Annotated in this window: 11 protein-coding genes; 6 read left to right on the forward strand and 5 right to left on the reverse strand. The window is 47.5% G+C overall.

Features of this window, described 5'->3' with window-relative positions; all coding sequences use genetic code 11:
* The first annotated feature begins 51 nt into the window (after positions 1 to 51).
* Positions 52 to 2439 (forward strand): heavy metal translocating P-type ATPase, encoded by a 2388-nt coding sequence (locus IRE19_RS11080; RefSeq protein WP_203340425.1) that lies wholly within the window; start codon positions 52 to 54, stop codon positions 2437 to 2439.
* 112 nt (positions 2440 to 2551) lie between these two features.
* On the forward strand, positions 2552 to 3733 hold the full coding sequence (locus IRE19_RS11085; RefSeq protein ID WP_203340426.1) for an MFS transporter: 1182 nt from the start codon (positions 2552 to 2554) through the stop codon (positions 3731 to 3733).
* A gap of 556 nt (positions 3734 to 4289) precedes the next feature.
* Here IRE19_RS11085 and IRE19_RS11090 read toward each other — a convergent pair.
* The 3 genes from IRE19_RS11090 to IRE19_RS11100 form a co-directional block, all read right to left on the reverse strand.
* The gene (locus tag IRE19_RS11090) at positions 4290 to 4610 is read right to left on the reverse strand and encodes a DUF5658 family protein (RefSeq protein WP_191715561.1); all 321 of its coding nucleotides are present in this window, start codon (positions 4608 to 4610) and stop codon (positions 4290 to 4292) included.
* A 412-nt stretch (positions 4611 to 5022) separates the two neighbouring features.
* Positions 5023 to 5880 (reverse strand): SDR family oxidoreductase, encoded by an 858-nt coding sequence (locus IRE19_RS11095; RefSeq protein ID WP_203340427.1) that lies wholly within the window; start codon positions 5878 to 5880, stop codon positions 5023 to 5025.
* Positions 5881 to 5973: 93 nt separating this feature from the next.
* Positions 5974 to 7266: an MFS transporter gene (locus IRE19_RS11100; RefSeq protein ID WP_203340428.1), complete on the reverse strand. Its 1293-nt coding sequence runs from the start codon at positions 7264 to 7266 to the stop codon at positions 5974 to 5976.
* A gap of 115 nt (positions 7267 to 7381) precedes the next feature.
* Here IRE19_RS11100 and IRE19_RS11105 point away from each other — a divergent pair, with 115 nt between their 5' ends.
* Positions 7382 to 8605: a helix-turn-helix domain-containing protein gene (locus IRE19_RS11105; RefSeq protein WP_203340429.1), complete on the forward strand. Its 1224-nt coding sequence runs from the start codon at positions 7382 to 7384 to the stop codon at positions 8603 to 8605.
* 13 nt (positions 8606 to 8618) lie between these two features.
* On the opposite strand, the gene IRE19_RS11110 is transcribed toward IRE19_RS11105, so the two are convergent.
* Positions 8619 to 10172 carry an aminotransferase class V-fold PLP-dependent enzyme gene (locus IRE19_RS11110; protein ID WP_203340430.1) on the reverse strand — a complete coding sequence of 518 codons (1554 nt, stop codon included), beginning with the start codon at positions 10170 to 10172 and terminating at the stop codon, positions 8619 to 8621.
* A gap of 17 nt (positions 10173 to 10189) precedes the next feature.
* Entirely contained in the window at positions 10190 to 11305 is a 1116-nt protein-coding gene (locus IRE19_RS11115) for an NAD(P)/FAD-dependent oxidoreductase (protein WP_203340431.1), read from the reverse strand.
* A gap of 170 nt (positions 11306 to 11475) precedes the next feature.
* Between IRE19_RS11115 and IRE19_RS11120 the strand changes: the two genes are divergently transcribed.
* The 3 genes from IRE19_RS11120 (at position 11476) to IRE19_RS11130 (ending at position 14504) form a co-directional block, all read left to right on the forward strand.
* Positions 11476 to 12321, forward strand: a complete 846-nt coding sequence (locus IRE19_RS11120) for an MBL fold metallo-hydrolase (protein ID WP_191715555.1) — start codon at positions 11476 to 11478, stop codon at positions 12319 to 12321.
* Between the two features lie 256 nt (positions 12322 to 12577).
* The gene (locus IRE19_RS11125; protein ID WP_191715554.1) at positions 12578 to 13840 is read left to right on the forward strand and encodes a glycosyltransferase; all 1263 of its coding nucleotides are present in this window, start codon (positions 12578 to 12580) and stop codon (positions 13838 to 13840) included.
* Positions 13803 to 14504 carry an HAD-IIB family hydrolase gene (locus IRE19_RS11130; protein WP_203340432.1) on the forward strand — a complete coding sequence of 234 codons (702 nt, stop codon included), beginning with the start codon at positions 13803 to 13805 and terminating at the stop codon, positions 14502 to 14504. The genes IRE19_RS11125 and IRE19_RS11130 overlap by 38 nt, the downstream gene beginning before the upstream one ends.
* The last annotated feature ends 143 nt before the right edge of the window (positions 14505 to 14647 follow it).

Consider the following 14647-nt stretch of genomic DNA (forward strand, 5'->3'; position numbering starts at 1 on the left):
AAAATAATATACCCCCATTAGGTATATGCCGATGGAAAAGGTGGGATTGTGATGAGTACTAAACAAACGGAAGTGGCCATTACCGGTATGACCTGTGCTGCCTGCGCCAACCGCGTAGAGAAAGGCCTCCAAAAATTACCCGGCGTTTCAGCAGCCAGCGTCAATTTTGCTACCGAAAAGGCATCTGTAGTCTACGATGATGAACAGGCCTCGATGACCGATATGCAGAAGAAAGTGGAGCAATTGGGCTATGGTGTCCAACAGGAAGAAATCGATTTTTCAATCCAAGGCATGACGTGCGCCAATTGTTCTGCGCGCATTGAAAAAGTATTGAATAAAATGGAGGGCGTTCAACTGGCCAACATTAACTTGGCAATGGAAACCGGTCATGTTTTGTATAATCCCGGCACCGTCACTCCAGAAGATTTTGTTAAGCGGATCCAATCGCTCGGCTATGACGCAGTCCTTAATCAGGAAAGCGATGAAGCAACGGACCATAAACAACAGGAAATCAAAAAGAAAACCCGTTTGTTCTGGATTTCAGCTGCCCTCTCCTTTCCATTGCTGTGGACCATGTTCAGCCATTTCTCTTTTACATCCTGGATGTATGTACCGGATATCCTCATGAATCCACTCGTGCAGTGGGCGTTGGCTACACCAGTCCAATTTTGGATAGGCGCTTCTTTCTATAAAGGTGCGTATTTTGCTCTAAAAAACAAATCAGCAAATATGGATGTCCTGGTCGCACTTGGAACATCCGCTGCTTACTTCTATAGCGTCTACCTGGTTTTAGCCAATTGGAATATGGGCCATAATATGGGATTGTACTTCGAAACCAGCGCTGTCCTGATCACGTTGATCATTTTAGGAAAAGTTTTTGAAGCAAGAGCCAAAGGACGTTCTTCCGATGCCATTAAAAAGCTGATGAAGCTGCAGCCGCAGCATGCATTAGTTGAACGCGGCGATGATTTCATCAGTTTGCCGATTTCCGAAGTTAAAACTGGAGACATCCTGCTGATTAAACCGGGTGCATCCATCCCAGTTGATGCCGCCGTCCTTTCCGGCAACTCAGCTGTCGATGAATCCATGTTGACCGGTGAAAGCTTGCCGGTCGATAAGGAACAAGGCGATGCCGTCTTTGCGGCCACCGTTAATTCCAATGGTTCTTTGCGTGTACGTGCCGATAAAATCGGAAAAGATACCGTCTTGTCAAACATCATCCGCGTCGTCGAACAGGCGCAAGGTTCCAAAGCACCAATCCAACGGCTCGCTGATCAGATTTCCAGCATCTTCGTTCCGATTGTTGTGGGAATTGCCATTATCACGTTCATGGTTTGGTATTTCCTAGTTGCACCCGGCAATTTTGCGGCTGCCCTTGAAAGCACCATTGCAGTGCTGGTCATCGCCTGCCCTTGCGCACTTGGTTTGGCAACACCAACTTCAATCATGGCGGGATCCGGACGAGCTGCTGAACAAGGCGTATTGTTTAAAACAGCCGAATCCCTGGAAAATACGAAGCATATCGATACCATCGTCTTGGATAAAACAGGCACCATCACCAATGGCCGTCCAGTGGTAACGGACTTTATCCCAGCAGATGGATTTGATTTGGAAAACTTAAAAAACCTGGCAGCCAGTGCTGAAAGCCAATCTGAACACCCTGTAGCTCAAGCTATTTCCGAGTTCGGCAAAGCTAACTTGAATGTCGATTCTTTCAAAGCGGTGCCTGGGCACGGCATCCGTGCTGTGGTTAGTGGCCATGAAGTGGTCATGGGCAATCGCCGTTTGATGGACGGGTATGCAGTAGATGAAACCAAAGCCGAAGCGATGGAACGGGATGGCAAAACCGTTATGTTCATGGCAGTTGATGGACAGTATGCCGGCTTGATTGCCGTTGCTGACACCATCAAGGAAACAGCGAAGCAAGCGATTCAGGAAATGAAGAACATGGGACTTCACGTGGTCATGCTTACTGGAGACCAAGAACGGACAGCTTTAGCCATCGCCAAACAAGTCGGAATCGATGAAGTATTTGCCGGCGTCCTGCCTGCCGAAAAAGCGGATGTCGTTTTGAAACTCCAAGGCCAAGGCCGCCGCGTCGCCATGGCAGGCGATGGATTGAATGATGCTCCTGCGTTAGCAAGCGCCGATGTCGGCATGGCGATGGGCACAGGAACAGCCATCGCCATGGAAGCTGCTGATATCACATTGATGCAGGGCGATTTATTGAGAGTGGTCGATGCGGTGCAGATGAGCCGATTGACCGTCCGGAATATTAAACAGAACCTGTTCTGGGCACTCGCCTATAACACCATCGGCATTCCGATTGCCGCAGCCGGTTTTCTGGCTCCATGGCTTGCCGGTGCAGCAATGGCGTTCAGTTCCGTCTCAGTTGTCATGAATGCCCTGCGCCTCCAACGTGTCAAATTAAATAAATAGTCATGAATCGCCAGAGGTCCAGAGATGGACCTCTTTTTTATGTCATTGTCCTAACGTTGAAACAAGGGTAAAATGAGGGCATATTCTTTTGAGAAAGCAGGAATTCCTTATTATGAAAAAAACTATTCTACTTCTGATGTCTGTCCAGTTTTTCGTTTACCTGGGATTCGGCATTATCATACCTATTTTACCCGAAGTCATCGTCCAGCAAGGATACTCGGAAATTCACGTTGGTGGCTTGATCACTATTTATGCGTTGTCTTCCTTTTTCACAGCGCCGCTTTGGGGCAAGCTATCTGATAAAACCGGCCGCAAGAAACTGATTCTTCTAGGTTTGGCCGGATTCAGCTTGAGCTTCTTCCTGTTTTCGCTTTTTCTTGATAACCTCGTGCTGCTTTATGCTTCACGAATTGTCGGCGGTCTGTTCTCTGGCGCACTGTATACAGCTGTTACCGGTTATGTAGCAGATATCACAACAAATGAAGAGCGCAATAAATACATGGGCCTGCTTGGCATGTCCATTGGCCTCGGCTTTATTTTCGGACCTGCAATCGGCGGTCTGCTGGGAGCCGTGTCGCTGTCCTTGCCATTTACGGCTTCTGCAGTTCTGATCTTATTGCTGATGGGTTATGCGAGCCTGGTTTTAAAAGAACCGGTCCGCAAAGGTGAAGCGGTGAAGCGTGCCCTTTTGCCCAAAGGCTCCAGTACGCTTTGGCAATTCCGCATCCGTTATCTGTTCCTGTTTTCTTTCATGGTGACGTTTCTGCTCGCGGGATTGGAATCGACTTTTCAATTATTTCAAATCGATCAAATTGAAATCACGCCGCTTCAACTTGGTTATTTGTTTATGGCCAGCGGATTTGTGGATGCTGCCATCCAAGGCGGTGTCGTTCGCCGCATTAAAGACGGCACCGAAACGAAATGGATCATCGGCGCACAAGTCGTCACCGCTCTTGGATTGGTGATTCTTCCCTTTACCAACAGCCTGGTCTTTGCCGGTGTTGCACTCAGTATCTTTACAGCTGGAAATGCGTTGGCACGGACAGCATTAGTATCGTTGACGTCAAAAGAATCGGGCGGCAAATACGGCACAGCTGCAGGCATGACGTATTCCATGGACAATCTCGGCCGCATCATCGGCCCGTTGTCCTTCACCTGGCTCTTGACCATCCAAGCTGGCAGTATCTATTATCTGTCTGCAGCCTTGGCCATCGCCAGCATTCTCTTGATTGTTCTCTACAAAGCTTCCAATAAAACTTTGCGCACGACCGAAAAAGCCGGCGCCCCTGTTTAAATGGACAGCCGCTTTATTTACCACAATAAAGAAAAGGCGTCGCTTTCCGCGACGCCTGAGCTTGTAGACAAAAGAATATTTATGTTATTTCTAGAATGAATAGCCGAACGGGCATCGTTATGCCGGATCCTGCGCTCCAGACGGACGCTTTCCGCGGACGAAGCGCTGAGCCTCCTCGTCGCAAGCTCCTGCGGGGTCTCATCACTCCGTTCTTCCGCAGGAGACGCCGCCTTGCGCTACGGATCTTTGTATGAAGGAGTTATCAAGTTTATTGAGACGATGGTTTGCGGATCCTGACTAGCAAGCCCTTTTCTTTGATTGGAGCTGCACGTCCCCGATCGGGCTGGCCACCGAGACTCCTGTGGGACAGCGGAAGCTGAAGACCCCGCAGGAACGCAGTGACGAGGAGACTGAAGCTGAGCCCACGGAACGCGAAGTGGCCGGACCGGTTGGGGGTATGCACCACTATTCATTTTGTAAAGACTTTGTCTTCAGTCTGAGGCGTCGCTTTCCGCGACGCCTTTTTTTATGTTCAATAGCTAGCGGATCTGATCTGTCAGGTAAATAAAATCAATAGCCAGAATAAATGAAGAAGGAGTATGAGGGAGTAAAGTGTATTGACTAAAATGAGGGTGTAGCGCCAGTTGCGGGATTGTATGCGGACAAACGGTGTATACAGAAAGCCGAATAGGCACAGGGACAACAGGAATTTAGTCACCAGGAGAGCCAGTGGAGAAAAGGAAGCCAACAGTGGGTTGGCCTCTGTAATGGCGCCAAAAGAAAGGCCCATATACGTCAAAAAGCCATCAAGGAAATTCAAAATCACCAAACTCCAAATATGCTTTTTCAACGGCGTACTCCGCTCTTCCGTCCCCATACTCGACACCTCCCCTTTTTAACCGGCTGTGTATCCTTAGTAATGGGCTACCCACAAAAGAGGTGTTCTAGACAATAATCATAGGTATTTAATAATATATATTTTCGGTTTTGATAGATTCTAAAAAGAAGCGCATAAAAATAGGTCTGCATCTGAGAAGATGCAAACCTATTTTTTTACACGGTGCTTATAGTGGGCGGAGCTGTGCGGCAGCTTCCGCTTTTCTTCATTGTCCAGACTCCAGCTGCCAGCTCCTCGGGTCGTAAGCCACTCTGGCTATGCGGCAAAGTACGCCGCTTCGCCAGATCGTCTTACGCCTGTCGGAGGCTCGCAGGATGCGAGTCAGCTAACCGTTGCGACACGACGTCGCGCTCTTAGGTTAGCTTCTGCTATTGGCAGCTTCCGCTTTTCTTCAGTAAGGTGATCCTCCGTTTATGTGCAGGACCTGGCCAGTTACGTAAGAGGAGTCGTCGGATGCCAGGTAGACATAGCCGGGCGCCAGTTCGTCCGGTTGTCCCGGGCGCTGCATCGGCGAGTCGCTGCCAAACCCTTCTACCGTTTCTGCATCAAAAGATGCCGGAATCAGCGGGGTCCAGATAGGTCCCGGCGCTACGGCATTGACTCGGATTCCTTCTTTTACGAGTGAGCCTGACAACGCGCGTGTAAAAGCCAGGATGGCTCCTTTGGTCGAGGAATAATCGATCAACGTCGGCTCTCCGCGAAAAGCTGTAATGGATGTCGTATTGATAATGGATGCGCCAGCCTTCAGATGATCCAGTGCGGCTTTTGTCAGGTGGAACATACTGAACACATTGGTGCGGAATGTCCGCTCTAACTGCTCGGCAGTAATATCCTTCAAAGATTGCTGGACATGCTGTTCTGCTGCGTTATTGACCAGGATATCCAATTTGCCGAATTCATCGACCACTCTTCCGACCGCTTCTTGGCAGAAGGATTCATCTCCCAAATCTCCTGAAATCAACAGGCAACGGCGTCCTTCCTGTTCGACAAATTTCTTCGTCTCTTCCGCATCCTCGTGTTCATCCAGATAAGCAATTGCCACATCTGCTCCTTCTTTAGCGAAAGCAAGCGCAATTGAACGGCCGATTCCGCTATCGCCACCGGTTATTAAAGCTGTCTTATTCGGCAGCCGCTGTGCCTGTCCGGCCAAATTTCCTTTAAAATCAGGTTTCGGCTCCATTTCCGATTCAAATCCCGGTTGCCGTTCCTGTTCCTGCGCGGGTATATTTTCAGGTTTATTTTTGTCCATTTTATCCCTCCAACTATTTATTTCAGATTGTTTTACGTTTTTCCCTTATTCTTACAAAATAAACCTGCTAATAAAAAACCAGAACTTCTGTTTTCACAGAGGTTCTGGCTGATTTGAAAGATTCTTTTGCAGCTCCGGATGGGCTTCCTTAAGAACGGACGGGCGCATCAAGTATCCGGTTAACACAATAAGGCAAAAGCTGCTTGCCCCTACCACATATTCTGCCGGCACCACATCATACAGCAAGCCGAATAAAAGATAACCGAGCGGCATCATAGCCATCGCCATCGATTCGAGAATGCCGAAAACACGACCGCGGTATTCCTCATCCACATCTTTCTGCATCATGACACCAATCGGCGTGTTGACAAACACGTTTGTCATACCGAAAGTCAGCATGAGCAACAGGAAATAAACGACCATTACCCCATAGGACATGCCAACAATTAAAGGAATTGCCATCCCCGCAAGCAACACGGACATCCCCAGTATTCCCCTCTTAGCAAACAGCAAAGGAAATCTCACTTCCTTGCTGATTGAAAAATAGATGGAAGCTGCCAGCATCCCTACTGCGATCATCGCTTCAATCATCCCAAAATGCGTGGCTTTTACATTTAATTGCTGAACTGCGATAAAGGGCAAACCGATCATCATAGAGGAGAAAAAGAAATTGATGCCAATAGCAACCGTTACAATAACGGTTATGACGCGATTGGATTTTAAATAAGAGAATCCTTCTTTCATTTCTGTCAGCATGGTCTTTGTCGCTTCGCTTACTGCTCGTTCAGCGCGGACGGTGTACAACTTGAAGTTCATTGTCGACTCCAGCAGAACCGCAATCGCATAAGCTGACACTTGGATCATTAAAAAGACATTCATCGAAACAAATCCAAAGAGCATGCCACCGACCACCGGCCCACCGATTGCAGCGATGGAAATCGCTGATTGGTTAAAGCCCATTGCCCGTTGGATTCGGTCTGGGTCAATCAGATTGGCGATTGAAGAAGAAAATGTGACACCGGTAAACATAGAACTGATGGACAGCAGCGCAGTCGTTGTGTAAATGGCCGTCAGTGATAAGCCATTCAGCAGGCTGTAAATGAGCAATCCTGCAACTGACAGCATACTGACCACTTGAGACAGAACGACGATGGTTTTTTTCGAATACTTATCCGCGGTGTACCCTGCAAAAGGCGCCAGTAGCGATCGCGGCAAAATGCTGCAGATCAAATTAATCGCGAAACTCGCAGCTGATCCAGTTAACGCCAATACGTATAAACTGATGCCAAATGCGTAGACAGAACTGCCGAATGTCGAAATCAACTTGCTGGCTGTAAACGTATACAGATGATAACTTGCTTGTTTGATGCGTGCTGCCTCATTCATTCTTTTCCACTCCCCAGCGAAAGTTTAATTTAATTAAACAAAATATAACACGAGAAAACTAGCATTGCAAGAAAAAGTTTAATATAATTAAACTATCGAAAGGACAGGTGAGTTAATGGCTACTTTGGGTGAACGCATCCGAAATTTACGCAAACAAAGAGGATTAACACTGCAGGCTCTGGCAGGCGACCAGCTGACAAAAGGCATGCTGAGTTTGATTGAAAACAATAAGGCAAACCCTTCCATGGAAAGCCTTGCTTATATAGCTGAACGCTTGGAAGTGGACCGAAACGAATTGTTGGCAGACATTCCGACCCATGAATTGCGGGATTTATTAAAAGAGATTGAACAGCTTTATACGCAAGAAATGATCAGCGATGAGCTGATCATAAAGTACAAAAAAATTGCCGGCAAAATAAAACCTTATATTGACAAACTGCCTTTTCGCTACGAATCTGCACGGCTCCTTGAAATCTACAGCCGTTGCAGCTACCATACCAAGCAGAATGATTGGCAAATCCCTTTAGCACAGGCTGAAGAAATTTACGAAAGCCTGCACATGGTCAATCAAAGTGCCGACCTTTACATTTTCCGGGCATTAATGGCTTTCACAGAACATCGCTATAAGGAAGCCCTGACCATCATCCAGGAATCCCGGAGCACTTTTGAAGAACGCACCGGCATGTTGGATCCCTTGAAGAAATTGGATTTTGATTATTACGAGTCTATTCTTTACTCAGCTGTCGGAGATGGAGAAAACTCGAAACGTTTAATGGAAGAAGCCATCACTTACTCCAAAGAACAACAGCTGTTTTACCGAATTGATGCGCTTTATCGCTTGGCTGGGTTTCAGGCTATCTTGAACGGAGATATCGTCAATAAGGATTTCTACATTTCCAAGCTTCGCCTGTTCGCTGATTTTACCGATGACGAAGAAATCAACGCGGTTGCGGATGCCCTTGAAATCCATTACCTGAATTCTTTTGCTCACGACTACGAAAAAGCCATGGCTTTAGTTGAAAAGAACTTGGAAAAACATCCGGAAGACAGCATCTTTTTATTCGCATTGGAAAAAGGAAAAGCCTTGTACGGGCTTGAACAGTTCGAAGATGCTTTGATATGGCTTAATAAACATAAGCTTTGGGAGTTCTTGCACCACCCTTATGATTTATCGGTCCATTATGAAAAAGACGCTTATCTGGCACTGGTTTATGCAGAGCTTGGCCAAAATGAATTGGCGCTAAAGCATGCCACAATCGCTAAAGAGCTGATCCAGCCCATGCCCGATTCGCCACACAAAACGCTCATCCTGAAAGTCTATGAGCAAATGACCGCATAGCAAAAGCCCGCCATCAACTATGGCGGGCTTTTGCTGTTGTATGATAACGCTGATAACAATCGTGGAATTCCAGGAACTGCGCCCAGTCTTTTTCAAATTCCGGCTGGATGCAGGATACCTGGAAAAGACCACGTTCCCTCAAATAACCACTTGCTGAATGAAGCTCAAATCCTGATAAATGGGCATCCTGAGCCAAAAATTCAGTGTTGGTTGTTGTCTGGAAAGTCCGGGATGTCGGGTAACCGGCAGCCAGCACAGGCCATTCCTTTGTATCTGCTTCCAGCTGCCTGAAGCGCCGCTCCAAAAGCTCCCAGCGCAAGGGGTAAGCACCTAATGCCCGCTTCAGGCTTTCCAGCAAACTGGCAGGAAACGTAAACGGAATATTGGCGAAATAAAGTCCCAAGTCCAAATAGCTCGGCAAGTTGGGATCCGGTTGAATCTCATGGTGGGCAAAGACGATGGCAATTCCACTCATTGTTCCGATGGCCTTGCCGCTTGCCGCGGTCGCCATCCAGACATTTTCCAACGAAAATGGCAATGCGCCAAAACTGCTGATACAGTCCAGACATAGCCGGATCTTCTGCTGTTTACAGACATTCGCCAACCGACGAAAATCGTTCAGTTGGCCGGTTGAGGTTTCACCATGAACCATCAGCACCCAGCCATACCCTTCCGCACCCAGCTGTTCCGCTATCATGTCAAAATCAAATGCCTGGCCCCAGACTTCTTCCTTCACTTTAAAATCCAAGTTGAGGCGTTCTGCCTGATTGGCCAGTCTCCTGCCAAATTCCCCGTTTACCAGAACCAGACCTTTAGCGTCCAGCCGCTTGATTTGTGAAAGCATTGCTTCATTGGCCAAGGTTCCGCTTCCAGCGAGCAAATAAGGCGTCGAGCCTGCCATGCCATAGAGCAAGCGGTCTACTTCCTTCCGAATGTTGTGGAAAGCCGCTGACCGGTGGGAAACCGGCGGTTGTTGAAAAGGTTCCCCCAGCTGCGCAGTTAATGCGACAGGTCCAGGGACGAACAACCGGCGTTTCACCTGCAGCCTTGCTGCGACAGAAGCGTTGTATTGGCTTACAGTGGTGACCATTGGAATAAAGATGGCTTCACCCTTTCCAACCGGATCCGCAAATGGCCGAAAACCCAATTGGCCATACAGCTTCAATTGCCGAGTCGTTCCGGAAATGACTGCCGAGTCAAAGCCCAGCTCCAGGCAGAAATCGGATAATGCGCTGGCTAAAAGGAAAAAGACACGGCCGTTGCGGTGTTCTTTACGGACTGCCAATAGGCGAATTTCACAGATGCGGCCGACGTCCGGCAACAATGCTTCAACTTTCCCGATTTTCAGATCCAGAGAAAAAGGACGCTCAGAACGCAGCGCAATCATACCCACAAGGTCCGTCCCCGACAATACAATCAGGTAGGTGTTCTGCTCATGGAAAGGATCGGTGCGCATACCACTGGCTCCCTTCTCATGTTGGGGAATTTCTTCGACAAAGGTTTCATAATTCAGGCGTGCAATCTCATCGAATTCAGCTTGCGTCCGGGCAATCTTGCACCAATACATAGCTGTCCGCCCCCTTTTCAGCTCTTGATTGCTTCTTCTACTTGATAAAGACTCAAATCGATATCAACAGGTTCCCCCAGCACCAGCTTTGCCAGTTGTCCTCCCAGGTAAGGTCCAGCGGTCAACCCTGAAGCTCCCAGACCATTGGCTGCAAAAAAGTTGGGCTGTCCCGGCACTCGTCCGATAAAGGGCAAGGCACTTGTCGTTGCTGGGCGGAAGCCTGTAGCCGCTCCCGCGATTTCAGTCCCCGCAAGCCCTGGAGCTGCTTCCAATGTTTTATCGAGAATGTGGTGCATGCCGCCTGCCGTCAATTTCTCATTAAAACCGGCGCCATTTTCATGTGTGGCTCCTGCCACGATTCTTCCGTCATCAAAAGGGACGATGTATTGGCCGTAAGGAACCATTGCAACCGGCCAGTTGCCGGTCGGCTGTCCTTCCGCCTGCAAATGAAGGATTTGGGCTTTCTGAGGAACAATGTCCAAATCCAACCCCAAAGGCTTGAACAAGTCAGCTGCCCAGGCGCCTCCTGTTGAAGCGACCCGATCTGCCAGCAAACGTTCCCCGCCTATGGTGACCCCTATCACCCGTGATTCTTCGATAAGCAATTCCGCATTGCCTGTCAGGCGTCGCGCTCCCAGTTTTACAGCTGCTGAAATCAACGCATCGCGAATGGCATGGCCATCGACACGTGCGGCACCGCTGACCCACAACGAACCATATTCTTCCGTTGCAAATGGAAAGAGCTCTCTTGTTTCATCCGGCGACAACCGCTGGATGTCCCCCATTTCCGGTGCATCTACACGCCGTTCATGAGCTTTTTGCTCCATCTTATCCAGCTTGCTGTCTTCATGGATACTGACGATTCCCACTTGCTTATAACCCGTATCCGTTTCCCCTAAAGCTTCCAGCTCACGAATCAGTTCTGGATAATATTTGGCACCGCCCTTTGCCAGTCCGTACCACGCTTTGTTTCGCCGTTGCGAAATCCATGGGCAGACAATTCCTGCCGCCGCTCCCGTAGCTTGCCCTTTGTCGCCCCGATCTATCAATAGTACTTGTGCTCCGGCTTTAGCCGCATGATATGCAGCAGAAGCCCCTAGTATTCCTGATCCAATAATAATCAATGATTTCATTTAAACACCCAGTTTCACAAAGACTTGTGTCTTCATTCTAATCCAGTAAGCAAGGAGACTCAAACCTATTCCATGAATTTGTCCGTCAACGGATTCAAATGTTAGTTTTTGGGGTAAAGCTTAACATACTAGAAAGTAAACGGAAGTTTTTAGGAGGAGGAATCAGTCTTATGGAAAGAAGTTCAGCAACTGAAAGCATTTTGCCTATGACGTCCATTCGAAGCGGATCGGGAATCGAAATGACCCCTGATGTTTACTGCTATACCGTACAAATCGCGAATGTCTTCTTTATCGGCAACCCCGAAGTCAGCAACGAATGGGTATTGGTCGATGCAGGCATGCCGCATTCCGCAAAAAAAATCCTCAAGGCGGCAGAGAACCGCTTTGGGCCTGACCATCAATTGAAAGCCATCATTTTAACCCATGGCCATTTTGATCATGTCGGCGGACTGATTGATATTCTGGAACAGTACAAAGTACCGGTTTACGCACATCCGCTTGAATATTCGTATTTGAAAGGCATCACCGACTATCCACAGCCTGATTCGTCTGTGGAAGGTGGCATGGTCGCAAAAATGTCGAAGATGTTCCCCGTTAAGGCCATCGATATCACGGCCCACCTTCATGAATTGCCTTCAGATGGCAGTGTGCCGGGTATGTCTGGCTGGCAATGGATCCATACGCCTGGCCATTCGGAAGGACACGTTTCCTTGTTCCGGGAACAAGGTCGCGTTCTGATTGCTGGAGATGCTTTTGTGACGGTTAAACAGGATTCCCTCTACAAAGTGATACGCCAGAAAAAAGAAGTTCACGGTCCCCCGGTCTATTTAACGACAAATTGGCGGGCTGCTTGGGAATCTGTCTGCAAACTGGCGGACCTCCAACCATCTATCGCAGCAACTGGGCACGGCAAACCAATGAAAGGGGCGGCACTCGCCAAAGGATTGGTTTCACTCGCGGAAAACTTCCAGAAGACAGCGGTGCCTGCTTACGGAAAGTATGTCCATACAAAATAAAGAAAGTCTGTTACAGGGAGAAAAAAGGAATATCCCATGGAGCCATAGATTTAGTCAGTTATAGAAACAGCGCCATTCAATTTCCAGCAAAAAACAACGGGATTAACCCTCTGCTGTTTTTTGCTGATTTTCATGTTATCTTAAAAAAAGGAAAATTCGAAATACGATGTTTAACATTTATTTAATACGGGTATAACAGTAGAGCAGTCTATGTTTTATTAGGGACATCAGGACGATGAAAAGGAGTTGAGCTCTGATGAGTAAAAAAGCATTGTTTATTTCGGATCATGGCGATCCACTGGCTAAGTTAGGCGGAAAGCAAGCCGGCGGCCAAAATAATTACGTAAAACAATTAGCACTTGCTTTAGAAGATAAAGGTTGGCAGGTAGATGTAGCAACTCATTGGTGCGATTCCTCAGCACCTCAAATAGAAGAATTCGGAAATTCATGCCGCGTCATTAGACTTGAGGCTGGACATAGAGGATTCGTTTCTAAAGACGAAATGTATTCTATGCTCCCTGCTTTTTACGAAGAGTTGAAGAGCATGGTAGATATTGATTCTTATGACATTGCCCATACCCATTACTGGTTATCAGGACTAATCGGGAAAAAATTGAAGAAAGACTTCGGTCTGCCTTATGTGCATACTGCGCATTCACTCGGCTGGGCAAAAGAAAAAGCAACGGGAGTCCATGACCAGCGCCGCATCAATGCGGAAAAAGCAATTTTAAAAAATGCTGATCAGGTCTTGGCCACTACCAACAACGAAAAGCAGCTGATTAAAAGATTTGTTGATTCTCCTTCTCCCATCAAAGTTATCCCCATCGGAGTGGACCAGGCATTTAAAGTGCGTGGCAACCGGGCGCATTTGCGCAAAAAATTTGGCTACAGCAATCCCCTCTTTGTCTTTGCCGGAAGATTGGAAGTAACCAAAGGCATTTTCACTTTGTTAAAAGCTTTTCAGTTGTTGGTGGAAAAAAATGATTCTTCTAATACTCCACATCTGGTTATTGCAGGAGGAGATGCAGAAGCTATTGACCTGGAAACTAAAATGCCTAGAGATAAAAAATTACGGGAAGCCGTTAGAGGCATCGAAGACATGGTAGAATTCATCGGGCCACAGTCCCAGGAACAGTTGGCGTTGCTATTCAATTCAGCTACAGCTACAATCGTCCCAAGCTTCTACGAATCGTTTGGAATGGTTGCAGCGGAAGCCCAGGCTTGCGGCAGTCCGGTGATTGCATCAGATGTCGGCGGTTTGAAGAATGTTGTCCAAAACGGCGTTACCGGCTTACTGGTCGAAACAGAAAACGAAATCGATTTGGCGATTGCCATGGGTGTTTTATCAGCAAATACTCTTTTGACTGAACGTTTAAGCCGACAAGCGGTACAAATAGCCCGTAAAGACTTTGATTGGGACTCAATTTCCAATCGGATAAATTCATTGTATGAGGTGATCATTGGTGCACGGAGCAACGCATTTGTTAGCAACAGATTTGGACGGGACGCTGGTCGGTGATAAAGGCAATTTAAAAGCATTGCTGGACTTCTACGACAGCCAGACCTACAAAGTTTCACTGGTTTACATTACTGGGCGCTATTATGAATCCGCCTTGTCTTTGATAAAAGAAGAGAATTTACCAGTTCCTCACGTACTGGTTACAGACGTCGGGACTGGCATTTACACAGGCCAATCATTGGAAGCAGATTTGGAATGGGCAGAACAGCTGAAGGAAAGGTGGAAGCCTGAAAAAGTGGAGGAGATCGCCAAGCGCATAACTGGGCTGACTCCCCAAGATCTTCCTCTAACTAACCGTTGTTCTTATATCACGTCCGATTCCGCTGTTGTGGAAGCATTTCGCTCAGCACTGAATAGAGCAGAAATTCCACATAAACTCGTTTACAGCGGCGGCCGCGATGTCGATGTTCTTCCTCCAGGAAGCGGAAAAGGACAAGCCCTTCAATATATTCTGGACAAATACCAACTAGCCGAATCCAAATTGCTGGTAGCTGGTGATTCCGGAAATGACGTTGAAATGCTCACGATGGGTTTTCCATCTGTCATCGTCGGGAACGCTCAACCGGAATTGCTTGCACAAGCAGAACATCCATTCATTTACCGAGCCAAAGAAAAATATGCAGGAGGCATCTTGGAAGCCTGGAACCATTTCCATACCGACTGACCTTTCCCCTTACGAGCATGAAAAATGTGTTCAAAGGGGCTATTTTTTTATTCAAAAGTTGGCGTTTATGGGTAATCGTTTGTTTTTTCGCCTGTATGGTTTATATTTAGTAGGAAGCCATTTTTAGACCAGATAATTTTTGT

Origin of the sequence: Planococcus beijingensis, from assembly GCF_016820615.1 — a bacterium.
Classification (GTDB): domain Bacteria; phylum Bacillota; class Bacilli; order Bacillales_A; family Planococcaceae; genus Planococcus; species Planococcus notacanthi.

Bases quoted from the DNA above. Each gene is read 5' to 3' on its own strand.
- IRE19_RS11080 (WP_203340425.1), top strand. From the start codon at position 52: ATGAGTACTAAACAAACGGAAGTGGCCATTACCGGTATGACCTGTGCT.
- IRE19_RS11085 (WP_203340426.1), top strand. From the start codon at position 2,552: ATGAAAAAAACTATTCTACTTCTGATGTCTGTCCAGTTTTTCGTTTAC.
- IRE19_RS11090 (WP_191715561.1), bottom strand. From the start codon at position 4,610: ATGGGGACGGAAGAGCGGAGTACGCCGTTGAAAAAGCATATTTGGAGT.
- IRE19_RS11095 (WP_203340427.1), bottom strand. From the start codon at position 5,880: ATGGACAAAAATAAACCTGAAAATATACCCGCGCAGGAACAGGAACGG.
- IRE19_RS11100 (WP_203340428.1), bottom strand. From the start codon at position 7,266: ATGAATGAGGCAGCACGCATCAAACAAGCAAGTTATCATCTGTATACG.
- IRE19_RS11105 (WP_203340429.1), top strand. From the start codon at position 7,382: ATGGCTACTTTGGGTGAACGCATCCGAAATTTACGCAAACAAAGAGGA.
- IRE19_RS11110 (WP_203340430.1), bottom strand. From the start codon at position 10,172: ATGTATTGGTGCAAGATTGCCCGGACGCAAGCTGAATTCGATGAGATT.
- IRE19_RS11115 (WP_203340431.1), bottom strand. From the start codon at position 11,305: ATGAAATCATTGATTATTATTGGATCAGGAATACTAGGGGCTTCTGCT.
- IRE19_RS11120 (WP_191715555.1), top strand. From the start codon at position 11,476: ATGGAAAGAAGTTCAGCAACTGAAAGCATTTTGCCTATGACGTCCATT.
- IRE19_RS11125 (WP_191715554.1), top strand. From the start codon at position 12,578: ATGAGTAAAAAAGCATTGTTTATTTCGGATCATGGCGATCCACTGGCT.